Here is a 24,774-nt window from a genome sequence, read left to right as displayed (position 1 = left end):
TCAATTTTTAGAATCCATTGGATTCTGGAATTTAAAAGAGTCCTTTACAATGTACACGAATGTACATACATTTGCATGTATTTGTCACTGTTTACTTTTCAAAGTCCATCCCTCAAAAGCGTTGATGCCATTGCCTTTCAAGGTTTACAACTGTTTGCTCTCTGCAAGCAGCTTAATTATAATATCACAATGTTTTATCATTGTCAACACTTTTTTCGCATTTGTTTGAGCTATTTACATCAAGGCTCAAATATTTTGCCGGTTTAAGTGTTACCGCTTGCGACAGCTTGGTTAGTATACCATCAAGACGAGAGGCTGCGCAACCTCAAATACTCCGGCAATCCTGTTTTAGCGTAATTTATAATGATTATCCTTTCATATTCAAGGTCTGACACCATCATCATCTTATATGCTTGCTTTTGATTTAACTTTTATAATTTCATTCAATAATTAAATTTATACTTCCGGGTATATTTTATAAACGGAATACCCTTCTAATACGAATCTACTGCGAAAAACATTCTATAGAGATTATCTCGGCCACTTTCTAAAAGTTGCGGGGCAGGAAATCACTCTTTTCTCCTGTATAAACCAACGCCAGTCTGTGTAAGGCACGGGTGCAGCAGATATATAGAAGTTGCCTGTCATCTGCTTCACTGTATCTTTCTCTGCTTGTATTATAGACAATAACAGTGTCAAATTCCAACCCCTTGGCCATATATACAGGTAATATTATGACTCTGCCGGTTGAGGTAAAACATTCAGCTCTAATCATTTCAGCCCCGATTTCTCCGCCGATATCATTGAATAGCTGCACAGTGTCTGCCATACTCTTGCATATGACGGCTATCGAATGAAAGCCTTCGGCTCTGTAACTGTTTACCTTTTCAATAACAGCCTGATTCATATGAATAAAACTGTCCGCTCCCATGATCTCCGGAGGGGTTCCATGTCTTTCAAATCCCTCTGCTTCCACACTGCTGTCAAAGAAGTTCAGACAAAACCGGTTGATTTCATAGGAATTTCTAAAGCTTTTATTCATTATAATTGCCGTACTTGTTTTTTTATCAAGAAGTTGCTTGATTTCCCAATACCCAGACAGATGTGCCCTCTTTTCTATGGTCTGGTTAATATCTCCGATGATTGTAAACCTGGCATTTTTATATACCATCCTCAATATGTCGTACTGCAGAGGATAATAGTCCTGAGCCTCATCTATAACTATCTGCATAATATCCTTGAAAAGGTCACATCCCGAAAGCTTCAGCTTCAAAGCCAGCAATGCCATTGAATTATAATAGCTGATAACCGGCGTTCCCAGGTTCGCCCTCGCATGTTCCAGAATGTCATGAATATTCTCCGGCAGGATGAGCCCTTGAGACATTTTAAGAAATAGTTCTTCATCACATAAAAGTCTTTTGTATAATTTTAAAGGGTCTATCCTTGTAAACTTGCTCACCTCCCGGTTTATGACCCGGGTTTCCTTAAGGGATAATAATCTTGCCAAAGGTTTTATTTCATATATATGTTCCGGATATTGGGCTATAAATTTCTCCAGCTTTTCAAGCCTTACCCCTCTTAACTCGTGTACCTTTAGCATGATACGCTTTTCCACTGCAGCCAACCGCTTCTCCAAAGGCAGCGCAGCCTTCTTTTCCCTGAGGAGTTCAGCCTTTACAAGCTGTCTGTTTGCAATACATTCACCGTTGTAAAATATATCTCTGAAATCAATAAGCTTGTGCTCAAAATAGTTTATAAACCTGTTAAGTATGATTATAAAATCTTTGGACATGAAAAATTCCATACTGGATTTTAACAGTTCCCTTTCAGCCGTTTTTGGGGAGCATATAATCTCCTCGAGAGCAGAATTGCGGGTACCGGCTATTACTCCATTTTCCATTATATTGCTGAAAAGCTCTTCCATGGTAAGAGTCTGGATATTGTCTTCACCCAATTCCGGCAAAACATTTTCTATATATTTTTCAAAAAGTTCATTTGGTGTAATAAGTAAGATATTTTTGGAATTAAGCCTTTGGGAGATCCCATGATAAAGCAGGTATGCAACTCTATGCAGCGCAACGGAAGTTTTACCGCTCCCCGCCACTCCCTGAACAATCAAAAGGTCATTATCCATATCCCGGATAATTGCATCCTGCTCTTTTTGAATTGTCTCCACAATGCTTTTCATTTTTGGCGAAGCGTTCTCTGATAAAGCCTGCTTCAAAACAGCATCGGTAATCGTTATATCCGAATCAAGGAAGTACTCCAGCTCTCCATTTTTTATTTCATACTGCCGCTTTAAGGTTACTTCTCCCTCTATATTTCCATAAGGTGCCTTGTAGCTCGCCCTGCCCAGTCCGTAGCGGTAATATATGCTCGATATTGGTGCTCTCCAGTCACAGATGTAGGTTTGGTGTGTTTTTTCATCTGCAAGATTTCCCATACCGACATATATCTGCTCTTCATCAAAACCCTCCTCAATAAAGTCAATTCTTGCAAAGTAAGGAGAATACTGCATTTTCTCGTATTTTTTAATTCTGTTTGCAGTTGCCTGGTAGTCATATGTCTGTATTTCAATGGGATTAAGATATTGGATCGCATCTGAAAGCTTTTCGAAATCCTGCGAATAATGTGTGGTATTCTCATACATTTCCCTCCGGTCGGCAATTAACCTGCCTTTCTTCTGATCCAGGCTGTCCGATTCCTTCAGCATTTGTCTCCTGATAATATCCTTGATTTTATCCAGATATTTTTTTTCTTTATCAAAATTCTCCTGATAGCTATACATCAAATCACCCTCCCAGTCATAACTCACACTCTTTTATTGTTTGATTTATTAAGAATTATTTTTAAGCTGTTCTTTGAATATACGATTTCATCTTACCCTTTGAGTCACACAAAGAGAGAGCATACATTAGTATACTCTCTCTCTGTGAAGTTTGTCCTATTTCCAATATTAAAAGTCAGTTTCAGGTTGAAGCTTCCTGATTGCTCAAGAATCCCTGCCCTTACCTTTAACCGGCTTAATGAAATAGTCATATTTATAAAAATTTTATTGCATACCGTATTAATGCAGAAACTATGTTTCACTTTCTGTGACATCTTCCGAAGGCCCGTCCTCCATATCCTCACAATCCGTTCCATCCGGGCACTCTTCATTAACCATTCTGGCCATACTTACAACATTGTTTCCTTCGCTCATCCTCATAAGAGTAACACCTTGGGTTGCACGGCCCAGTATGCTTATTTCATTTACCTTCATACGTATGATGCTCCCATCCGAACTTATTAATATTATATCATCTTCTTCGGAAACAAGCATCATTCCTATGGATTTTCCGGTTTTTTCGGTTATCCTGTAAGTTAATACCCCTTTTCCGCCTCTGGTCTGTACCTTGTATTCTTCCAGGTCTGTTCTTTTACCAAAGCCGTTTTCGGTTACAACCAGAAGGGTTGTATTGTCAGTAACCACTTCCATGCCTATGACATAATCGCCGTCATCCAGCTCTATACCCTTCACACCCTGAGAAACTCGGCCTATTGGTCTGGCATCAGTCTCATTAAAGCGAATAGCCATACCATTGACTGTGGAGAGCATTACATCCTGAGCTCCATCTGTCAGCTTAACATCAATAAGCTCATCATTCTCCCTGAGTGTAACTGCTGCCAGTCCGCCTTTTCTGATGCTGTCATATTCCATAAGGTCGGTCTTTTTAACCAGTCCGTTACGGGTGGCCATCACAAGATATAAGCCTTCCTTATATTCCTGGATAGGGATTACTGTTGTGACTTTCTCATCTCCATCCAATTGCAGCAGATTTACTATGGCAGTACCTTTAGCCTGTCTGCCGGCTTCTGGAATTTCATATGCCTTGAGCCGGTATACTCTTCCCTTATTTGTAAAGAACATGATGAAGTTGTGGGTGGAGGTCACAAAGAGATTTTTTACAAAATCCTCTTCCCTCGTACTGAGGCCTATGATTCCCTTTCCGCCTCTTCTTTGGCTCTTATAAGTATCCGCAGGAAGCCTCTTGACATACCCGAAGTGGGTCATGGTTATAACGCTTTCCTCTTCCTGGATAAGGTCTTCAATATCAATTTCATCCTCATCAATTTCTATTTTGGTTCTTCTATCATTTGAATATTTATCCTTTAGTACGTTTAACTCATCCTTGATAATCTGATGAACCAGAATTTCATTTGCCAGGATTTCCTTATAATACTTGATTTTTTCCAGAAGCTCATTATATTCATTTTCAAGCTTTTCTCTTTCCAATCCGGTCAGACGGCCCAGTCTCATATCAACTATTGCCTGAGCCTGTTTTTCGCTGAAACCGAACCTTTCGGACAAGCCTTCCTTGGCCAATGCTTCTGTTTTTGAATTTCTAATTATTTTAATAACCTCATCCAAATGGTCAAGGGCTATTTTCAATCCTTCCAAAATGTGAGCTCTTGCCTCTGCCTTGTCCAGTTCAAACTTTGTCCTACGCCTTATTACATCTTCCTGATGAACTATGTAGTAGTCAATAGCCTGCCTGAGGTTCAATGTCCTTGGTTCATAAAGCTTGTCCTCTGTTGGAACAATAGCAACCATGTTAACGCTGAATGTCTCCTGCAACTGTGTATTCTTGTACAACTGATTAAGAACAACATTTGGATTTGCATCCCTTTTAAGCTCTATTACAATTCTGACAGGCTCTTCTCTGCCTGATTCATCCTGCAGGAAGGATATGCCTTCAAGCCTCTTGTCCTTAACCAATTCTGCTATCTTTTCAATCAATCTTGCCTTGTTCACAAGATAGGGGATTTCAGAAATAATAATCCTGTGCCTGTTTCCATGCATTTCCTCAATGGTGGCTTCAGAACGGACTACCAACCTGCCCCTTCCTGTCCTGTATGCATCTCTTATACCCTTTTTTCCTATTATCTTTGCAGCAGTTGGGAAATCCGGACCCTTTATATACTTCATCAACTCGTCTATGGTTATTTCCGAGTTATCAATAACTGCACATATTCCATCTATAACTTCTCCAAGATTGTGCGGCGGGATATTTGTAGCCATACCTACGGCGATACCCGAAGAACCGTTAACCAACAGATTTGGAAATCTGGACGGCAAAACAACAGGCTCAACCTCATGCTCATCAAAGTTTGGCTTAAAATCCACTGTGTCCTTATTTATATCAGCCAGCATTTCCATTGAGATTTTGGCGAGCCTCGCCTCAGTATATCTCATTGCAGCCGCAGCATCACCATCTCGGGAGCCAAAGTTCCCATGTCCATCTACAAGTGGGTGTCTCAGTGAAAAGTCCTGAGCCATACGCACAAGACTATCATATACAGCAGCATCACCATGGGGGTGAAAGCTTTTCAAAGCTTCCCCGACAGTTGCAACAGATTTTCTGTATGGCTTGTCAGGTGTAAATCCAGAAGTAAACATAGTGTAAAGAATACGCCTATGCACCGGTTTTAAACCATCGCGAACATCAGGTAATGCTCTGTCTATAATTACACTCATAGCATAGTCTATAAATGACTTTTTCATTTCCGATTCAATGTCTATGGGAATAATCCGTTGCTCCCTTATTTCATCTGCCATGTGATTTATTACCTCTTTTCATTTGATAAAAACAATATAGTCCACTATATATTTTAATAAAAATTTAACCAACTGTCCACTTTTTTGTCCAAAAGCCGATAAGCTGCAGAGCCTTGAAATAATTATTTGTAATACTTTGAATTCCATATTTTTACTTACATTTATATTATCACCTTTTATAATAACTATTAGCCTTGCTTAATGATTGCCCATGACATAAAATTTTTCGTACATGTGGAACTTTCGACGCATAATAAAGGCAGGCAAATTTCTTAAGATTTATTGAGAAAAAAAATGTGGCCTGAGCAAAGCCCAACCACTAAAATAGGTACGTAGACAAATATATGAAGGTTTACAGAATACCCATGCGCTCTTTTTCTATGCCATATTGTTCTTCGGCACTCTTACAACGAACTCTATGTAATCTCCTCTATCTATCTGAGCAGCTTTTGCATTCACACCTGACTGCTTCATTATGTCTATTGCCTGTTTTATGGTATTTACAAATATCCGGACGTCTTTGATGGCTTTTGTCATCTTCCTGTCCGAAGGCTTTTGCCTGATGTCCTTTGAAAACTTATCAATAGCCTTCTCTACCAGCTCCTCTGTCCTTTTTACATTAAGGCCTCTTTCACACACAAGCTTTAAAACCTTTAGCTGCAGTTGTTCATCATGAAGCTTCAGCAGGGCCCTTGCATGTCTTTCAGTAAGATTGTTATCCGATAATATTTTCTTAACCAGAGGTGACAATTTAAGAAGTCTTATCTTATTAGCAATGGTAGACTGGCTTTTTCCAATTTTTTGTGCCAGCTCCTCCTGAGTAAAGCCATGTTCATTAATCAGGTTGCTGTAGCCTTCTGCCTCCTCCATATAGCTGAGGTCTTCCCTTTGAAGATTCTCAATTAAAGCCATTACTGCAGAGTCATTATCGTCAACATTGATTATGATGGCCGGTATCTCTTTAAGTCCCGCCATGGTAGCCGCCCTTAACCTTCTTTCACCAGCTACAAGCTCATAGGTGCTGTGAGAAATTTTTCTGACATTTATGGGCTGTAATACTCCATATTGCTTTATTGATTCACACAATTCCTCGAGAGCAAGTTTATTAAATTGCTTCCTGGGCTGGTACGGGTTGGGCCTTATATAGTCTATGCCTACATAAGTGATGTTTTTGAGTTCTTCCTTCTTCTCCTGCTTTGGAAATTGAATTTTAGTTTCTAACATAACGGCACCATCCTTTGTATATTTTATTTTAGTTTTCCTGGGTTTTACACCATATGTTGTAAATATATACAAAGGATTATTCTTCTCTTTTTATTCCATTTCCTTTTTTCCCGGATAAAAATCGTTCGATAAAAAGCTGTAAAAAATCAGCTATTAGTACTTATATCAACGGCTCTTTCGCTGGTTTTCCTGCTTTCCTTGGGTATTTTGTCGGCGTCTGTCTAAACTTTCCAACAACGACGACATTTCTTTCTATATTAGTTGCAGGTAACTCCAAATTTTCTATTTTCGTTATTTTTCCACCCAAAATATCGAGTGCTTTGACAGAATTATCAATTTCTTCTGTATTGCTGCCCTTCATAGCGATAAAAATCCCATTTATTTTTACAAATGGCAGACAATATTCGAGTAAAACCGGAAGATTTGCAACAGCTCTTGCAACAGCAATCTGGTATTTTTCTCTGTGCTGAGGGTTCATTCCATAATCTTCAGCTCTTCCATGGACTGCTTTTATTTCCGATATTTCATTATTTCCTGAAATGCCTGCTGCTTTTATTACCTCATTTAAGAATTTGACTCTCTTGTCCAGGGAATCCAATAATGTCACATCCAGGTCTGGGTTGATAATCTTTAAGGGTATTCCCGGAAAGCCGGCACCTGTTCCAACATCAATCAGCCTTAGCTTTTCATCTTTTATATGAGGCAGTATGCTCATGGAATCGATAAAATGCTTTACAACTATTTCTCTGTCATCAGTAATAGCCGTCAGATTCATCTTTTGATTCCATTCCTTTAGCAGTTCCATATATATGAAAAACTGGCTGATCTGCCGCTCCGACAGGTCCTTACCGTAATGCAGGGCACCTGCCTTCAGCAGTTGGGCTAATTCTTTATCCATTGTCATACGTCCTTTCGAACATTTTTATTTTGGTGCGCCACCACGGTTTATCTGTTCCAGATGTATCAATAATACTGATATATCTGCAGGCGAGACCCCCGTTATCCTCGATGCCTGCCCAATTGAATCAGGTTTTATCTGAGACAGCTTCTGTCTGGCCTCCAGTCTCAGTCCCTGTATTCCTGAGTAATCCATAGCCTTGGGCAGCTTGCGGCCTTCCAGCTTTTTATACTGCTCCACCTGCTGCATCTGCCTTTTAATATATCCCTCGTATTTTATGGAAATCTCAACCTGCTCCCTTACCGATCTTGGCAACTGCGGCAGTTCCATTACTTCCGCCAGGCTTTCATAGCTTATTTCAGGCCTTCTTAACAGCTCGGCAACATTTATGCCGCTCTTAATCGGAGTACTATCTCTTTTTTCCAAGTATTTTATAACTTCTTCGCTTGGTGGCAGGTAACTGCTGTTAAGTCTGGCAACTTCCTGCTGAATCAGCTCTTTTTTTTCAAGGAACCTCTCATACCTCTCAGGGCTTATGAGGCCTGCTTCCTTTCCCAGAGGCGTAAGTCGCAGGTCTGCATTGTCCTGTCTCAGCAGGAGTCTGTATTCAGCCCTTGAAGTCATCATCCTATACGGCTCTCTGGTTCCTTTGGTAACAAGATCATCAATGAGAACGCCTATATATGCCTGAGACCTGTCCAATATCAGCGGCTTGACTTCCTTTATCTTCATGGCTGCATTTATACCGGCAATAATTCCCTGAGCCGCTGCTTCTTCGTAGCCTGAGCTTCCGTTTATCTGACCTGCCGAAAATAGTCCGTCTATATTTTTAAATTCCAGTGACAGATTAAGCTGAGTGGCATCTATGCCATCATATTCGATGGCATAGGCGCTTCTCATTACTTTGACATTTTCCAGCCCGGGTATGGTTTTCATAAAATCTATCTGGACATCCTCGGGAAGGCTGCTGGACATGCCCTGAAGATACATTTCTTCTGTTTCAAGTCCCATGGGTTCAACAAAAACCTGATGGTTTTCCTTATCGGCAAACCTTACGACCTTATCCTCAATAGAAGGACAATACCTCGGACCTATTCCCGTTATATTGCCGCTGTATAAGGGAGACCGGTGAAGGTTTTTCCTGATTACCTCATGGGTGTCCTTATTTGTATAAGTCAGCCAGCAGGAAACCTGGTCCTTCTCAATATTTTCCGTATCAAAGGAAAAAGGGACAATAACCTCGTCTCCCGGTTGTTCAGTCATTTTTGAGAAGTCCAGACTTCTCCTGCTCAGTCTCGCCGGAGTGCCCGTTTTAAATCTCAAAAGTGTTATTCCTAAATCCAAAAGGCTGGCAGACAGCCTGTTTGCAGGAAAAATGCCGTCTGGTCCTCCACTGTAGCTGACATCTCCGATAATTATTCTTCCCTGGAGGTAGGTGCCTGTAGTAAGCACAATTGCCTTGCATTCAAATATGGCACCTGTATGTGTCTTGACACCGGTAATCCTAGTCCTGTTTTCGTCTGTCAGCAGCTCAACTACTTCCGCCTGCCTAATATCAAGATTTTCCTGCAGCTCCAGAGTATGCTTCATCTCCATCTGATAGCGGCGCCTGTCCACCTGCGCGCGAAGGGAATACACTGCCGGACCCTTTGAGTTGTTAAGTATTTTTGATTGTATAAAGGTTTTATCCGTGGTCTTTCCCATCTGTCCGCCCAATGCATCTATTTCCCTGACCAGATGTCCCTTGGCCGTACCACCGATGCTTGGATTACAAGGCATGTTTGCCATGCTGTCCAGATTAATTGAAAAAATTATTGTCCTGCAGCCCAGTCTCGCTGCTGCCAATGCTGCCTCACAACCGGCGTGACCTGCGCCTACTACCGCCACATCATAACTTCCTGCGAAATAATCCATTAGGATTCTTCCTTTCTTATGACTATTTATATCTTATAGCTTTCTCAGTGCAAATTTGATTTCAGAAGTCTTCTGACATTTTGCTCCAAGCCGGCATAACCTACTTGCCTATACAGAAGCGGCTGAAAATATTATGCATAACTGCCTCGTCAATAGATTCTCCTGTTATCTGTCCTATATAATCTGCTGAGCTTTTAATATCTATGGTTACCATGTCCAGAGGCATTCCCGTCTCAAAGGAGCCCAATGCCTGATCAATAGCTGTAGCTGCCTTGTCTACAAGGCTTTTGTGTCTTGCATTTGTCAGCAGAACTTCTTCATTTTTTGCTATGTCTCCTCTGTAAAACATTTCTGATATTGCAGTTTCAAGCCCCTCTATTCCCTGATCCATAAACACAGACGCTTCGAGAATGATATCAGTTCCTAGTTCTCTTCTGATTTCTTGAATTCTTGAGCTATCTGCCAAATCGGTCTTATTTATTAAGATAATTTTCTTCCTGCCTTTCATTCCCTTCAATATTTCCCTGTCTTCACTCATAACCCCTGTATCCGCTGCTACCAGCATTATTATCAAATCAGCCTCATCAATTGCCCTATATGCCTTATCCACACCTATTTTTTCCACTACGTCCTCTGTTGCTCTGATTCCTGCAGTATCTGTTATTTTAGCAGGTATGCCTTTGATATTAACATATTCTTCAATAATATCTCTGGTGGTTCCCGGGATATCCGTAACGATGGCACGAGTGTGACCGCTGAGCTGGTTTAGCAGGGATGATTTTCCAACATTGGGCTTTCCTGCTATCACTACATTTATGCCATCTCTTAAGAGCTTTCCTCTTTCGAAGGTTTTAGCAAGATTGCAAAGTTCCGACTTTATCTGCCTAAGGCTGTCATACACCTTTTCTCCGGTTATTTCTTCTATATCATGTTCAGGATAGTCAACTGTAACCTCAATATGCGCCAGTAATTCGACCAATTCTTCTCTCAAGCTTTTCAGCTTGCCGGACAGCCTTCCTTCAAGATGACTTACTGCAGCCTTGGAGCTTTCAACCGTCTTGGAATTTATAAGGTCAATAATAGCTTCTGCCTGCGAAAGATCTATCCTTCCATTTAAAAATGCACGTTTTGTAAATTCACCTGCTTCGGCAGGCCTTGCACCGTATTTGAAAATTAGTTCCATGACCCTGTTGATAACGACTATGCCTCCGTGGCAATGGATTTCAACTACATCCTCACGAGTAAAAGTATTTGGTTTTGCCATTTTTAACATTAGAACTTCATCAATCATTTCCTTACTTTCAGGCTCAACTATTTTTCCGTATGAAACAGTATGTGACGCTATATCTTCCATAGCTTGGGAAGATATAAATATTTTTGCCGCCACGCTGAAGGCAAATTCTCCGCTGATGCGGATTACTCCTATGCCTCCGGTTCCGTATGGAGTGGAGAGTGCTGCTATTGTATCTTCAAAATGCATATATGCCTCCATTTGCGCAAGAATGAACAAAAAGCCTTAACTGTACTTTAGTTATATTCAGGTTTTCAATTAATCCCATGATTTTTTTCATATAACACAAAATGGTTCAAGGAATGTACTCCTTAAACCATTTCACAGGAAAAATAAATCAAGTATCTATCAAATCCGATTTTAGTCATTCCCAATAATTTTGCGCGAATAAGCTGTATCCGTATTTTATTAAAACCTGACTTTCTTTAATATAAAGAGCAATTCCTACTTTAAAGTTATAACAACTTTTCTCTTTGGCTCTTCACCTGTACTGTATGTCTCAACCTGTCTGTGACCTTGAAGAGTCGAATGAATGATTCTTCTTTCATATGGATTCATGGGTTCAAGAGTTACAGGCTTCTTATACTTGACAACCTTTTCGGCCAGCCTGTTTGCCAGCTTTATAAGCGTTTCTTCTCTTTTTTGTCTATAATTTTCAACATTGAGAATTACTCTCTTGTAGTCACTGTAACCTTTATTTATTACAAGGCTTGTGAGATATTGAAGAGAATCCATTGTTTCTCCTCTTCGGCCGATGATAATACCTATATCATCACCATTTACATCCACCACTATGCTTTCTTCATCTTCATTGACAGAAATATCAGCTTCAACACCCATATTATTTAATATGGTATACAGGAAATCCGATGCTATATCTCCACGGCTGGTTTCTACTTCCTTAACCGTTGCTCTGATTTTTGCAACTTTTGATCCGATTATACCGAATATTCCTTTGTTGCCCTCCTCTAAAACATCAATATCAACGTCTTCCTGGGAGAGATTTAACTCTGATAAAGCTGCTGAAATGGCCTCTTGAACCGTTTTACCTGTTTTTTCAATACTATAAGCCATTATTTACTCACTACCTCCTTCTTCTTAAGGACATATTTATTAACATAGTATTGCTGGGCAATTGCAAATGCATTACCGGCAATCCAATATAACGCTAGACCTGCAGGGAATTGGAAGGCAAATATTAGTGTCATTATAGGAGATATATACAACATGGTATTTCCCATTGGGTTAGTTGCTTTGTCAGTTGTCTTGGGCATAGCCATACGGGCTGTTATATAAGTGGTTGCCACAGCTAATAGCACCAATATTAAAAGCCATATTTTCATCGGATCTTCTCCAAGTTGACCTAAGTTATACGTTGGAACCGATCCCAAATTTATACCGCCGTGACTTGGAAAAAACATATTCAGGTTTGCAACTTCTTTTCCTTGTCCATTTTTAATGAAATATGTTATAGTATCAATTTCTTTATAGGCATGTTTTAATACATTGGCCTTGGTGGCCAGTTCCGTAACCTGGTCAGGAGTATATCCCAACATATAAGTCAACGGTCTGGTAATAACCTGCCATAATGAAAGCAATATCGGCATTTGAATCAATAACGGCAAACAACCACCGGCTGGATTGATTTTGTGTTCCTGATAGAGCTTCATCGTTTCTTCGTTCAGTTTCTGCTTATCATTTGCATATTTTCTCTGTAGTTCCTGTAACAGAGGTTGAACCTTTTGCATCTCAGCACTGGATTTATATTGCTTTAAGGTCAGCGGCACCATTGCCGCTCTCACAATTATGGTAAATATTATGATAGCAAGTCCATAATTCTCAAATGCCACTGTGTTATATATCCAATAAAGGAATTTTCCCAGTGGCTGCGCTATAAAATTAAAAATAGAACCCATGTTTTTCTCCTAAACCGCAAGTTTATTATATCTATTTCACAGGGTCAAACCCTCCGGGATGAAAGGGATGACACTTTAATATTCTTTTTATTGCCATATATCCGCCTCTTATACAGCCATACTTCGTCACAGCCTCAATGGCATACTGCGAACAGGTAGGATAGAACCTGCAGGTAGGCCGCATTTTTAGAGGTGATATAAATTTCTGATAAAATCTTATCAGTGAAATCAAAGCTCTTTTAAACAATGGTATTTCTCCTGATCAAATACCTGCAGCTTTTTAAGCAAGTATTTAAACTCCTTTAACAAAGACCCATACTTTGGAACGGTTTCATCACCGCGAGCTGCTATAACCATGTCATAGCCGTTCTTAATATACTGCTGGTAATGCCGGTAGCTTTCACGAATAAGTCTTTTCTTTTTGTTCCTGACAACAGCTTTTCCGGCTTTCTTGGAAACAGATATTCCTATTCTGTTTGCAGGGGATTTGTTTGGAAGGACATATACTGTAATATGCCTTCCAACATAAAAGGATCCCTTATTAAAAACTCTGGAAAACTCATAATTCTTTTTTAAAGTAACAATTTTACTCATACCATACTACCTTGTTTTAATATTTTATTTGGGAATAGCAGGTGTGAGACGAAAGTAATGTACTTTTAAAGAAAAAGACCACAAATATGCGGTCTTATGCTGAAAGAACCTTTCTTCCTTTTGCTCTGCGTCTTCTTAATACTTTTCTTCCGTTTGCTGTGCTCATTCTCTTTCTGAAGCCGTGTTCCTTCTTGGCATGCCTTTTTTTAGGTTGATATGTTCTTAACATTAGTACACCCCCGTTCCGATTTACTTTATATAAAATAAAAGTGTTTTCTTTTAAAGACACCAGACCTATTATATATTAATACTTTTCTACCTGTCAAGGCCAATAATATTCATAGTTTTTTGTGTATTTTTTATTTTTAGTACAATGTAAAACTATATATGGTGAAAGCATAACTTCCCAATCAATATATTGTTACTAACAATATTATTTACAAATTTACCTGTGGATATATCTTTGCTAAAAAATATTTTTTGTGGATATCTCAACTTTTTCGTATTGAATTTTCCACAAAACTCTGATATATTTATTAATACTTGTTGATAACCTGTGTGTGTTGTTACATAAGTTGTTAATAACTATTTTGTTTATATGTTAGTTTTATTTTGTTATACATAATTTAATTGAACTTCTTTACAAAAGATTAATTGCAAAAAATATTCTTTTGGAATAAAAAACGATAATATTTAAAGGAGTTATGAGGAATATGAAATAAACTTTTAATCCAGGTTTACCATATTGGACTCCTATATACAGTTCTGTATATTTTATTATGGTTTTATTTTTTTTGTTTTGATATACGTTTGACGTTATTTCAAGATTCAGTGTAACCGTATAATATTGGCATATAAAATACTCTTGATAAATTACTTATATTGAATAACCAAGGTGGGCGAAATAATATGAATGTGCAACTGAATGATATATGGAATAGGACATTGGAATTATTAAAGGGTGAAATGACTGAAATAAGTTTTAATACATGGATTCTGACTATAGAACCCGTTAACATTGATTCCAGTACTATTACTCTGGGCGTTCCTGCAGATTTTCAGAAAGGAATTCTCGAGTCAAGGTATTCCTATTTAATCAAGAATGCACTCAGGCAAATAACCCACAAGGATTACAACATATTTTTTTCAACTCCCTCACAGACCCCTGTGAAACCTGCCGTACAGGAATATTCCGAGGATACTTCAGGCTTGCTTTTAAACCCTAAGTATACTTTTGACACTTTCGTTATAGGAAATGGAAACAGGTTTGCACACGCGGCGTCCCTGGCTGTTTCGGAAGCGCCTGCCAAGGCTTATAATCCTTTATTTTTATATGGAGGGGTTGGACTTGGAAAAACTCACCTTATGCATGCCATCGGCCATTTCGTCTTAAACCAGAATCCTGCACTTAAGGTTTTGTACGTCTCTTCCGAGAAGTTTACAAATGAGCTGATAAATGCTATCAAGGATGATAAAAATGAAGAATTCAGATATAAATACAGAAATATAGATGTTCTTCTTATAGATGATATTCAGTTTATCGGTGGGAAGGAAAGAACCCAGGAAGAATTTTTTCATACCTTCAACGCATTATATGAAGCCAACAAGCAGATTATCATATCCAGTGACAAGCCCCCCAAAGATATTACCACTCTCGAGGAAAGGCTCAGATCAAGATTCGAGTGGGGACTTATAGCTGACATAGCACCGCCTGACCTTGAAACCAGAATTGCTATCCTCAGAAAGAAAGCCCAGCTCGAAAACCTTGATGTACCTGACGATGTAATGGTTTTTATTGCAGACAAGGTTGCCTCAAATATACGTGAACTTGAAGGAGCCATGAACAGGGTAATTGCATATTCAACACTTACCGAAAACAAAATTAATGTTGATATGGCACTGGAGGCCCTCAAAGACATGTTCAACAACAGTAAGGCTGCTGTTATAAATTCAAAAACGATTCAAGAAGCTGTAGCTCGTTATTTTCATCTCAAAACAGATGAGCTCAAATCCAAGAGAAGGTCCAGGGATGTATCTTTTCCAAGACAGATTGCAATGTATTTGTGCAGAGATATGACTGAAATGTCCTTGCCAAAAATTGGAGACGAGTTCGGCGGTCGTGACCATACCACAGTAATTCACGCATGTGAGAAAATTTCACATGATATGGATAACAGTTCCGAACTCAGAAGAACAATTGAAGACATAAAAAAGAATGTAGTTGGAAATTAATTTTTTTATTTGATTTTTTATTCACAGTTTTTGTTGATTTGGTGATTAAAGTTTGTGTATAACTTTTGTTTATGGATAACTTTAAGTTTTTGTTAATAAGCCGTTACACATCGTCAACAAATTATCAACAGCATTTACCCGTTTGGGCTACTGATTTACAGAAGTTATTAACAGTTTAAACAGCCCTTACTACTATTATTACTTAATTTATATCTTTTATTTTATCTATAATAAAACGGAGGTACACCCCTATGAAAGTTATTTGCTCAAAGGAAAATTTACTTAACGGTATCAATATAGTTCAAAAAGCTGTTTCAACTAAAACTACTTTGCCTATACTTGAAGGCATACTTTTAAATGCTGATGAAAAATTCAAATTGACAGGCAATGACCTGGAAATAGGAATAGAGTGTTTTGTTGAGGGAGATATCAGGGAAAATGGCTCTGTTGTTATCAATTCAAAAATATTTGGTGATATTGTGAGAAGGTTACCTGATTCTGAAGTTCTGATTGAAGTTAAGGAAAATAATCTTGTTGTTGTGGAATGTGAAAATTCACATTTTGAGATTAAAGGCATAAATCCCAATGGCTATCCTGCCCTACCCAAAGTTGATAAGGAAAATGTATTGACCTTGACGCAAGGTAAATTAAAGGATATGATAAGACAAACCGTTTTTGCAGTTGGTTCGGATGAAAACCGTCCTGTATTGACAGGATCACTTATTGAAGTTAAAGATAAGGAACTGGTAGTTGTATCCATAGATGGTTTCAGACTTGCTTTAAGGAGAAAATTTCTTGAGAATGATATTAATGATTTTAGTGTAATAGTTCCGGGAAAAACTCTTAATGAAATATCGAAGATTTTGCAAGCAGGTGATGAAGAGGTATATATATACAATTCAAATAATCAGATTGTATTTGATGCTCAGTCATGGAGAATCGTATCAAGGTTGATCGAAGGAAAATTCTTGAATTACAACAGCCTTTTGAATAAAGAATTTGAGACAAGGGTCATTATAAATATAAAGGAATTTCAGGCAAGTCTGGAAAGAGCATCCCTTATATCTATGAATGATAAAAACAGCCCTGTAAAGTTGTTCATAGGCAATGATAAAATAGTAATAACATCAAATGCGGAACTTGGTGCTGTTCGTGAGGAAATAAAGGTTGATATTGAGGGCAATAATCTTGAAATAGGCTACAATCCTGCCTTTCTTATTGATGCTCTGAAAGCTGTTGATGAAGACAGGGCTGCAATATATTTTATAACAACTAATGCGCCATGTACTTTAAGGCCTGTTATTGAGAACAGTAACGATTTTGCTTATCTTGTCCAGGCAGTGAGGATATAGTACCTGTAAGGCTTAATTTGTGCTGGTTTGGAGGATTTATGGAGTTAATTGAAATAAGTACTGAGTATATAAAACTCGATCAGTTTTTAAAATGGGCCGGTGCAGTTGACAATGGAGCTATGGCTAAGGGCTTTATACTGGACGGCTTTGTGAAGGTTAATGGCAATATGGAAATTCAGCGTGGAAAAAAGCTGAGAAATGGCGATATAGTGGAATTCGAAAATAAAAAGTATCAAGTTGTCCAAAAACAGATTGTTTAATTTTATTGAGGTATTGAGTTGATTGTAAAAAGCTTGGGGTTAAAGAACTTTAGAAATCATTCAGATACTGGAATTTTATTTTCTGATCGATTTAATATTATTTATGGTGATAATGGCCAGGGGAAAACGAACATCCTTGAAGCCATTTATTTATGTGCTTCCGGGCGCTCACACAGGACCTCCAAGGACTCTGAACTAATAAAATTCGGATGTGATTCGTACAGTATTAATAATCTTGTAAAAAGCACAGGTCTGGATAAGGATATAAATATATCATATCTGGCTGATCAGAAGAAGCAGATAAAAATAAATGAAATACCCTTAACTAAAATTGGCGCATTAATGGGAAATCTATATGCTGTTCTTTTTTCTCCGGAGGATCTTTTTATTGTTAAACAGGGGCCAACTGAAAGGAGAAGATTTGCAGATATAACTTTAAGTCAGATAAAGCCCTCGTATTTTTATAATCTTCAGTTGATGTCCAAGATTCTTAAGCAAAGAAATATGCTTTTGAAATCACTTACTGACAACTCATCTTTAATCGACACAATTGATATCTGGAATATTAAGCTTGCTGAGGTGGCTGCTTCAATAATCGTAGCAAGGCGAGCCTTTGCCGGGCTGCTGTCACGGCTGGCTCAGAATCAGCATAAATATCTCAGTGGTGAAAGAGAAATTATTTCTTTTGATTACGATTGTAGTTTTCAGATTAGTGAAGATACTAAAAGGGAAGAAGTAAAAGAAAATTATTTAAAAATACTTGAGAAAACTTTATCCAGGGATATTTCCATAGGATATACTTCTGTGGGACCTCACAGAGATGACTATGATATTAAGATTAATGGAAAAAGTTTAAAGACATACGGTTCTCAGGGCCAGCAAAGATCAGCAGTACTTTCACTTAAGATTTCAGAAATTGAATTGATAAATATGGAGACTGGAGACTATCCGGTATTGTTGCTGGATGATGTAATGTCTGAACTTGATGAAAACAGGCAAAAATATTTAATGCAGAGTATTGATAAGGTACAGACCTTTATAACCTGCACAAGTGACATGAAATTCAGAAATACTTTGGTTAGTGACAGTAATTATTATAAGGTGGTAGAAGGTCAGATAGTAGATGGTTTATAAAGTTGGTTTGCATTAAATTTATTAATAATGTAAAATTAGAGTTAGACGTTCATGGGAGGACATGGAAATGTTTTTGCATATAGGCGGAGATGTGGTTATCCCCATAAAAAATGTAATTGCCATTATGGATATTGATACTACGACAATTTCCAAGGATACAAAGGAATTTTTGAAGATAGCCGAGGAGGAAGGCTTTATTGAAAGCATTTCAGAGGATCTTCCAAAGTCTTTTATAATAACCGAAACTGATAAAAAAAGTAAAATTTATTTATCTCCTATATCTTCTGTTACATTACAAAAGAGGTCGAGCTTTATAAATGAAATTTCTAATGTTTAAAATGTATGAAAGGAAGAAAAATACACCTTTATGAGTGAGAATAATAATGTTAATTCATATGATGAAAGTCAGATACAGGTTTTGGAAGGCTTGGAGGCAGTAAGAAAAAGGCCGGGCATGTATATTGGAAGTACATCTTTGAGAGGATTGCACCATCTTGTATATGAGATAGTTGCAAATAGTATTGATGAAGCACTTGCAGGCAGGTGTGACCAGATAGAGGTATTTGTTCATAAGGATAACTCAGTTACTGTAAGGGATAACGGGATTGGTATACCTGTTGGTATCCACCCCAAAATGGGTATTCCAACACTTGAAGTGGTACATACTATACTTCATGCCGGTGGAAAGTTTGGAAGCGGGGCATATAGTGTTTCGGGCGGTTTGCATGGTGTTGGAGCCTCTGTAGTAAATGCTTTATCCGAAATAATGGTGGTTGAAGTTTATAGAGATGGACATATATACAGGCAGGAGTATTCCAGGGGAAAGCCCATTACCAAGGTTGAGATTGTAGGTAATACTGAGAATCATGGAACTACTTCAACCTTTAAGCCGGATACTGAAATTTTTGAAGATATTGTTTTTGATTTTGACAATATGATAACCAGATACAGGGAAATGGCATTTTTAAATAGAGGTATAAAAATTACCTTGACTGATGAAAGACCTGAAGAACCTATAGTTAAGAATCTGCATTATGAGGGCGGTATTATTTCTTTTGTAGAATATTTGAATAAGACAAAAGATACCATACATGACAATGTAATATATGTTGAAGGTGCAAAGGATGCGAATATTGTAGAAATTGCCATGCAGTATAACGATGGATATAATGAAAATGTATTCAGCTATGCAAACAACATAGCAACAACCGAGGGAGGCACTCACTTAACAGGCTTCAGGACGGCCATTACTAAAGTATTTAATGATTATGCCAGAAAATATAATTTTATAAAGGAAAGTGATAAGAATCTTTCTGGAGAAGATGTCAGAGAAGGGTTGACTGCTGTTATAAGCATCAAGCTTCCTGAGCCTCAGTTTGAAGGCCAAACAAAAACGAAGCTCGGAAACAGTGAGATTCGTACACTTGTAGAAAATGTATTAACAGATAGGTTATCAAGCTTTTTAGAGGAGAATCCTTCCGTTGGAAAGATTATTCTTGAGAAGTGTTTGACTGCAGCCAGAGCAAGAGAAGCTGCCAGAAAAGCAAGAGAGCTTACAAGAAGAAAGAGTGCATTGGATACAAGTACATTACCTGGCAAGCTTGCTGATTGCTCAGAAAAAGATCCCTCTGTAACAGAAATTTTTATAGTTGAGGGTGACTCGGCAGGAGGATCAGCAAAACAGGGAAGAGATAGAAGAATACAGGCAATACTTCCATTGTGGGGAAAGATGCTTAATGTAGAAAAATCAAGGCTTGACAAGGTTTTTGATAATGAAAAGCTTTCACCTGTTATTATTGCACTTGGTGCTGGAATAGGTGAAGATTTTGATACAAGTAAGTTGAGATATGATAAAGTAATAATAATGGCTGATGCTGATGTTGATGGTTCTCACATCAGAATGCTTTTATTGACTTTCTTTTTCAGATATATGAGGCCTTTGGTCGAGCAGGGGCACGTATATATAGCTATGCCTCCATTATTTAAGGTATACAAGGGAAAAGAAGAATTTTATGCCTATGACGACAGACAGGTAGAAAGAATTTGCAGAGAAAAGGGTTGGAGGAAGGAAGATCCAAATGTGAATATCCAGAGATATAAGGGTCTCGGAGAAATGAATCCAGATCAGCTATGGGAAACAACTATGAATCCTCAAACTAGATCAATAATGAAGGTTGAGTTGGAAGATGTAATAACTGCTGATGAGGTATTCAGCACCTTTATGGGAGATAAGGTTGAGCCCAGAAAAGAATACATTCATCTACACGCCAAGGATGTTACAAACCTTGATTTTTAAGCTATAGAGATAAAAAGCTTATTTCATAAAATTGAAATAAGCTTTTTTAATGTTTCACGTGAAACATTTTTACGTATTAGTAATAAAAGTTATTCCTGAGTTTGTAGTGCAGAGCATTGAAAAAATATGCAAATGCTCTTTGTTTAAGGTAGAAGTTTCTGATTTTATAGAGCTTATTATGAAGAGTGGCACTATAATTTGAATAAAGTTTTAAAACATACATAATGTATCTGTCATAAGAATAGTCTTATATAAGAAATTATAAAAAATTACCTGAATTGATGATATTTGCTCAGTATTCATTAATAAAATATAAATGTAAAATGTTTCACGTGAAACATTTTACATTTCCATTAAATACTTTGTATTATTATTTCCCCTATGATATAATTTTCAAATGGAGACTGATTAGTTAAGGTGAATTTGCTCAATAAGGAGTGAGATTTTTTGGCGAAGATAATAGCCATTGCAAATCAAAAAGGTGGCGTAGGAAAAACAACAACTGCAGTAAATCTTAGTGCGTGCCTGGCATATAAGGGGAAAAAGGTTCTGGTTATAGATATTGATCCCCAAGGCAATACAACAAGCGGTCTTGGCGTGGATAAGAAATCTATAAATCAATCTGTTTATGATGTTATTATTAATGATGAAGGAATTGAAAATACACTAATAAAGACTTGTATAGATAACCTTATGCTGTGTCCTTCTAATATACAATTGGCGGGAGCAGAAGTAGAACTGGTTTCAGTCATTTCAAGAGAGAACAGACTGAAAGCCGCTCTGTATTACATAAAAAAGGAATATGATTTTATAATCATTGATTGTCCGCCGTCATTAGGACTTCTCACTTTAAATTCCTTAACAGCAGCCGACACCATATTAGTTCCAATCCAGTGTGAATATTATGCTTTGGAAGGGCTAAGCCAATTGATGAACACGGTTAAACTCGTACAGAAACATTTAAATCCTGACCTAGATGTTGAGGGTGTCGTTCTGACAATGTTTGATGCCAGGACGAATTTATCAATTCAGGTTGTAGACGAAGTTAAAAAGTATTTCAGAAATAAGGTTTATAGAACGGTTATACCTAGAAATGTCAGATTAAGCGAAGCACCTAGTTTTGGACTGCCAATCATTTTATATGATGCAAAATCCAAGGGTGCTGAATGTTATATAGAACTTGCTGAAGAAGTTATTGAGTATTCTGAAGAGGTGGTATAGAAATTTATGGTGAAAAAGGGTCTTGGAAAAGGTCTTGGCGCATTGATATCCAATGAGGCAACAGAGGATGAGTCGGGAATAATTGAACTGAAGATTAACGAATTGGAACCAAATGAAAGCCAGCCACGAAAGCATTTTGATGATGAAAAGCTCGTTCAGTTATCAGAATCAATAAAACAGCATGGCGTAATACAGCCAATTATAGTTAAAAAAGATAACAGCAGATATACTATAATAGCCGGTGAAAGAAGATGGCGTGCTGCCAAACTTGCCGGCTTAAGTAAAGTGCCGGTATTAATTAAGGACTTTACAAACAGACAGGTGATGGAAGTAGCTCTTATTGAAAATCTGCAAAGAGAGGATCTTAATCCTATAGAAGAGGCAGATGCTTTTATGCACCTTATGAATGAGTTTAATATGACCCAGGAGCAGATTGCTGAGACAATAGGAAGAAGCCGGCCTGCTATAGCAAATGCTTTACGTCTTCTTGGACTTGTTGAAGATGTAAAAAAGTATGTGGTAAGCGGTGATTTGTCAAGTGGACATGCCAGAACCCTAGTAATAATTCAGGATGCAGATTTGCAATTAAAAACTGCAGAATATATTATTGCTAATAAATTGAGTGTACGAGAAACTGAAAACTACGTTAAGAGGTTATTCCAGAAGAAGAAGGAAAATAAAAAGACAGAGGAAAGCGCGGACTTCAGAGATGTTGAAGACAGGCTGAAAAATATTCTGGGGACTAAAGTAAAACTCCAGGCTAATAATAATAAAGGAAAAATAACTATTGAATATTACTCTAACGACGAGTTAGATAGATTGCTTGATTTTTTTTACAAAAGTCATTAAAAAACCGACCTTCTAAAATTAGTTTTAAAGCATTTTTTTAATATAACAAAGGGTATTTATATACCATAATATATTCGACCTCAAAATCCAAAATAGGGGCAAATAGATGGTATGCCTTAATTAAAATGTTTTTTTTGGCAAATCAGAGGTATAAGGAGTAGTGTAAAAATGGATTTGATCAATAATATTTTGAATTTGAAATTTGAAATTTTACTGTTGTTTGCTGTAGCATTCTTTATCCTGATTATAAATTGCTTTTTGATTATTATAAATATTAAGAAGACAAATAGGATAAGAACAAAATATAACAGGTTTATGAACGGGCTTAGTGATAGAAATATAGAAGAACTTTTGGAGAAGTGTCTTGAAAGTGTCAATAATGTTAATGCTAAGAATAGGGATATAGAATTGAAAATTAATGAAATAGAAAGAACCTTGCTTCAATGTGTACAAAAGGTTGGTATTGTGAGATTTAACGCATTTGACAATGTAGGAAGCGATTTGAGTTTCTCTATTGCACTGTTGGATAATAATGATACAGGTATAGTTATAAGTGGAATATATGCAAGAGACAGCTCATCCACCTATGCCAAACCGGTTTCTTCCGGAAAATCGAAATATACGCTTTCGGCGGAAGAGATACAGGCAATTGACATTGCCAGAAAGACAAACATAGAAAGAAGTTATACAAATCAGTTCTAATATTTTTATATTAGAAAATATGGAGATTTAATCTATGAACCTTAAGTTTATAAATAATAAGGAAACGAAAAATGAAAAAAAGCAAATCTGGATGTATGCATTGATTTTATTTACCGGCGCTTTTATAGTCCTTTTGTTGACTGCATACAGCCAGGTTAAGTTCCAGAATAACATAAGTGATTATCAAAATAAGCTGTCCTATCAGGAAAAGGCAAAAATAAATGCTGTTACCGATTTTAACAGTGCAGTTAAAGAGAATAAAAGACTGAAATCCGAACTTGATGCACTCAGAAACAAATTGGTTGAATCAGAAGCGCAACTGGCAAGTGAGGAAGGAAAAGCAACAGATATTGAAACCAAATATAATAATTACACCGGGGCAGCAGATTTACTGGTAAAAGCGCAGGCAGCCTTTATCAAGGGAGACTATGTCAGTTGTGCTGTAACCCTGAAGTATGATATTAATACAACGTACCTTAATGCCGGTACTGTGAAGCTGTACAATGAGCTGGCGGAAGAGTGCTATTCCAAAGCCTCGCTATTGCTTTACAGAGAGGGGTATAAGGAATATAAAAAGAAAAATTATTCAACCGCCATATTGAATCTTACCCGCTCAATAGAATTTTCAAAGAAGAATGAATATTATATTGATGATGCATACTACTATATGGCAAATTCATTCTATAAGACAACCGATTTTGAAGGCACCAAAAGGATTATCGGAGAGTTTTTGATCAATTGTCCTAAAAGTTCCTTCACCAAAGATATGAAAGCCTTAGAAAGAAAAATAGACGGCTGAAATGACCTGATTTGACTATTGAAATCCATGGTAATAATTACACCCTTAATTATGTAAGTTTGTACAATTAAAGTGTTGACAAATAGTCTGATTCATTGTAAAATTAAGTTCGTTGCTGACGCGATAACAAAGTTCTGCGAACTTGGAGAGATGGTCGAGTTGGTTTAAGGCACCGGTCTTGAAAACCGGCGTAGGTGTGAGCCTACCGTGAGTTCGAATCTCACTCTCTCCGCCAAATGAATATAAGCTGGCTCCATGGAGTCAGCTTAAAATAAATGGAGAAGTACCCAAGCAGGTCGAAGGGGACGGTTTGCTAAACCGTTAGTAGGAGTAATCCTAGCCGGGGTTCGAATCCCCGCTTCTCCGCCACAATTTGTCTGAAAAGTCCGATTTTGTCGGGCTTTTCGGCGTTTTAAGAATGAAAAACGGTACGAAATTGATGTGAAAAACCAATTTCGGTACCGTTTTTGTTTTTAGACAGGAATATTTTATG

General features: G+C 37.6%; 21 protein-coding genes and 2 tRNA genes. 12 read left to right on the top strand and 11 right to left on the bottom strand.

The genetic code is table 11. The features are described 5' to 3' along the window. Positions 1-547: 547 nt before the first annotated feature. From CLHUN_RS20895 to rpmH, 11 genes are all read right to left on the bottom strand, one after another. Positions 548-2,788 (bottom strand): HelD family protein, encoded by a 2,241-nt coding sequence (locus CLHUN_RS20895; protein WP_080066630.1) that lies wholly within the window; start codon positions 2,786-2,788, stop codon positions 548-550. Positions 2,789-3,079: 291 nt separating this feature from the next. Then, entirely contained in the window at positions 3,080-5,599 is a 2,520-nt protein-coding gene (gene gyrA, locus CLHUN_RS20885) for a DNA gyrase subunit A (protein ID WP_080066628.1), read from the bottom strand. A 378-nt stretch (positions 5,600-5,977) separates the two neighbouring features. After that, positions 5,978-6,823, bottom strand: coding sequence for a nucleoid occlusion protein (gene noc, locus CLHUN_RS20880; protein ID WP_080066632.1), 846 nt, complete (start codon positions 6,821-6,823; stop codon positions 5,978-5,980). Between the two features lie 160 nt (positions 6,824-6,983). Further along, positions 6,984-7,727 (bottom strand): 16S rRNA (guanine(527)-N(7))-methyltransferase RsmG, encoded by a 744-nt coding sequence (gene rsmG, locus CLHUN_RS20875; RefSeq protein WP_080066627.1) that lies wholly within the window; start codon positions 7,725-7,727, stop codon positions 6,984-6,986. An 18-nt stretch (positions 7,728-7,745) separates the two neighbouring features. Then, on the bottom strand, positions 7,746-9,635 hold the full coding sequence (gene mnmG / locus CLHUN_RS20870) for a tRNA uridine-5-carboxymethylaminomethyl(34) synthesis enzyme MnmG (protein ID WP_080066626.1): 1,890 nt from the start codon (positions 9,633-9,635) through the stop codon (positions 7,746-7,748). A 100-nt stretch (positions 9,636-9,735) separates the two neighbouring features. After that, positions 9,736-11,115, bottom strand: coding sequence for a tRNA uridine-5-carboxymethylaminomethyl(34) synthesis GTPase MnmE (gene mnmE, locus CLHUN_RS20865; RefSeq protein WP_080066625.1), 1,380 nt, complete (start codon positions 11,113-11,115; stop codon positions 9,736-9,738). Positions 11,116-11,370: 255 nt separating this feature from the next. Next, complete coding sequence (gene jag / locus CLHUN_RS20860) at positions 11,371-12,000, bottom strand: RNA-binding cell elongation regulator Jag/EloR (protein ID WP_080066624.1); 630 nt, start codon at positions 11,998-12,000, stop codon at positions 11,371-11,373. After that, on the bottom strand, positions 12,000-12,842 hold the full coding sequence (locus CLHUN_RS20855) for a YidC/Oxa1 family membrane protein insertase (RefSeq protein ID WP_242656584.1): 843 nt from the start codon (positions 12,840-12,842) through the stop codon (positions 12,000-12,002). Before CLHUN_RS20855 ends, jag begins: the two co-directional genes overlap by 1 nt. 31 nt (positions 12,843-12,873) lie before the next feature. Continuing rightward, entirely contained in the window at positions 12,874-13,089 is a 216-nt protein-coding gene (gene yidD / locus CLHUN_RS20850; RefSeq protein ID WP_080066623.1) for a membrane protein insertion efficiency factor YidD, read from the bottom strand. Continuing rightward, complete coding sequence (rnpA, locus tag CLHUN_RS20845) at positions 13,071-13,436, bottom strand: ribonuclease P protein component (RefSeq protein WP_080066622.1); 366 nt, start codon at positions 13,434-13,436, stop codon at positions 13,071-13,073. Before rnpA ends, yidD begins: the two co-directional genes overlap by 19 nt. 94 nt (positions 13,437-13,530) lie before the next feature. Further along, the gene (gene rpmH / locus CLHUN_RS20840) at positions 13,531-13,665 is read right to left on the bottom strand and encodes a 50S ribosomal protein L34 (RefSeq protein ID WP_080066621.1); all 135 of its coding nucleotides are present in this window, start codon (positions 13,663-13,665) and stop codon (positions 13,531-13,533) included. 680 nt (positions 13,666-14,345) lie between these two features. On the opposite strand from rpmH, the gene dnaA reads away from it, so the two are divergent. The 12 genes from dnaA (at position 14,346) to CLHUN_RS20780 (ending at position 24,650) form a co-directional block, all read left to right on the top strand. Further along, positions 14,346-15,668: a chromosomal replication initiator protein DnaA gene (dnaA, locus tag CLHUN_RS20835; RefSeq protein ID WP_080066620.1), complete on the top strand. Its 1,323-nt coding sequence runs from the start codon at positions 14,346-14,348 to the stop codon at positions 15,666-15,668. Between the two features lie 251 nt (positions 15,669-15,919). Beyond that, positions 15,920-17,020 carry a DNA polymerase III subunit beta gene (gene dnaN, locus CLHUN_RS20830; protein ID WP_080066619.1) on the top strand — a complete coding sequence of 367 codons (1,101 nt, stop codon included), beginning with the start codon at positions 15,920-15,922 and terminating at the stop codon, positions 17,018-17,020. Positions 17,021-17,058: 38 nt separating this feature from the next. After that, on the top strand, positions 17,059-17,280 hold the full coding sequence (gene yaaA / locus CLHUN_RS20825) for a S4 domain-containing protein YaaA (RefSeq protein WP_080066618.1): 222 nt from the start codon (positions 17,059-17,061) through the stop codon (positions 17,278-17,280). A gap of 18 nt (positions 17,281-17,298) precedes the next feature. Next, a complete protein-coding gene (recF, locus tag CLHUN_RS20820) occupies positions 17,299-18,414 on the top strand; it encodes a DNA replication/repair protein RecF (protein ID WP_080066617.1) in 1,116 nt (371 codons plus the stop codon). Between the two features lie 67 nt (positions 18,415-18,481). Further along, complete coding sequence (gene remB / locus CLHUN_RS20815) at positions 18,482-18,751, top strand: extracellular matrix regulator RemB (RefSeq protein ID WP_080066616.1); 270 nt, start codon at positions 18,482-18,484, stop codon at positions 18,749-18,751. Positions 18,752-18,781: 30 nt separating this feature from the next. Then, on the top strand, positions 18,782-20,710 hold the full coding sequence (gene gyrB / locus CLHUN_RS20810) for a DNA topoisomerase (ATP-hydrolyzing) subunit B (RefSeq protein ID WP_080066615.1): 1,929 nt from the start codon (positions 18,782-18,784) through the stop codon (positions 20,708-20,710). A gap of 447 nt (positions 20,711-21,157) precedes the next feature. Next, the gene (locus tag CLHUN_RS20805) at positions 21,158-21,931 is read left to right on the top strand and encodes a ParA family protein (protein ID WP_080066614.1); all 774 of its coding nucleotides are present in this window, start codon (positions 21,158-21,160) and stop codon (positions 21,929-21,931) included. A gap of 6 nt (positions 21,932-21,937) precedes the next feature. Beyond that, complete coding sequence (locus CLHUN_RS20800) at positions 21,938-22,780, top strand: ParB/RepB/Spo0J family partition protein (RefSeq protein WP_080066613.1); 843 nt, start codon at positions 21,938-21,940, stop codon at positions 22,778-22,780. A 168-nt stretch (positions 22,781-22,948) separates the two neighbouring features. After that, a complete protein-coding gene (locus CLHUN_RS20795) occupies positions 22,949-23,482 on the top strand; it encodes a DUF4446 family protein (protein WP_080066612.1) in 534 nt (177 codons plus the stop codon). A 34-nt stretch (positions 23,483-23,516) separates the two neighbouring features. Beyond that, positions 23,517-24,281 carry a hypothetical protein gene (locus CLHUN_RS20790; RefSeq protein WP_080066611.1) on the top strand — a complete coding sequence of 255 codons (765 nt, stop codon included), beginning with the start codon at positions 23,517-23,519 and terminating at the stop codon, positions 24,279-24,281. Between the two features lie 144 nt (positions 24,282-24,425). Further along, positions 24,426-24,516 (top strand) — tRNA-Ser (locus CLHUN_RS20785). 42 nt (positions 24,517-24,558) lie between these two features. Continuing rightward, a tRNA-Ser gene (locus tag CLHUN_RS20780) sits at positions 24,559-24,650 on the top strand. Positions 24,651-24,774: the final 124 nt, after the last annotated feature.

This window comes from Ruminiclostridium hungatei (assembly GCF_002051585.1).
GTDB classification, from domain to species: domain Bacteria; phylum Bacillota; class Clostridia; order Acetivibrionales; family DSM-1351; genus Ruminiclostridium; species Ruminiclostridium hungatei.
The sequence above is the reverse complement of the archived record's forward strand: the minus strand, read 5'-3'. Positions and strand labels throughout refer to the sequence as shown.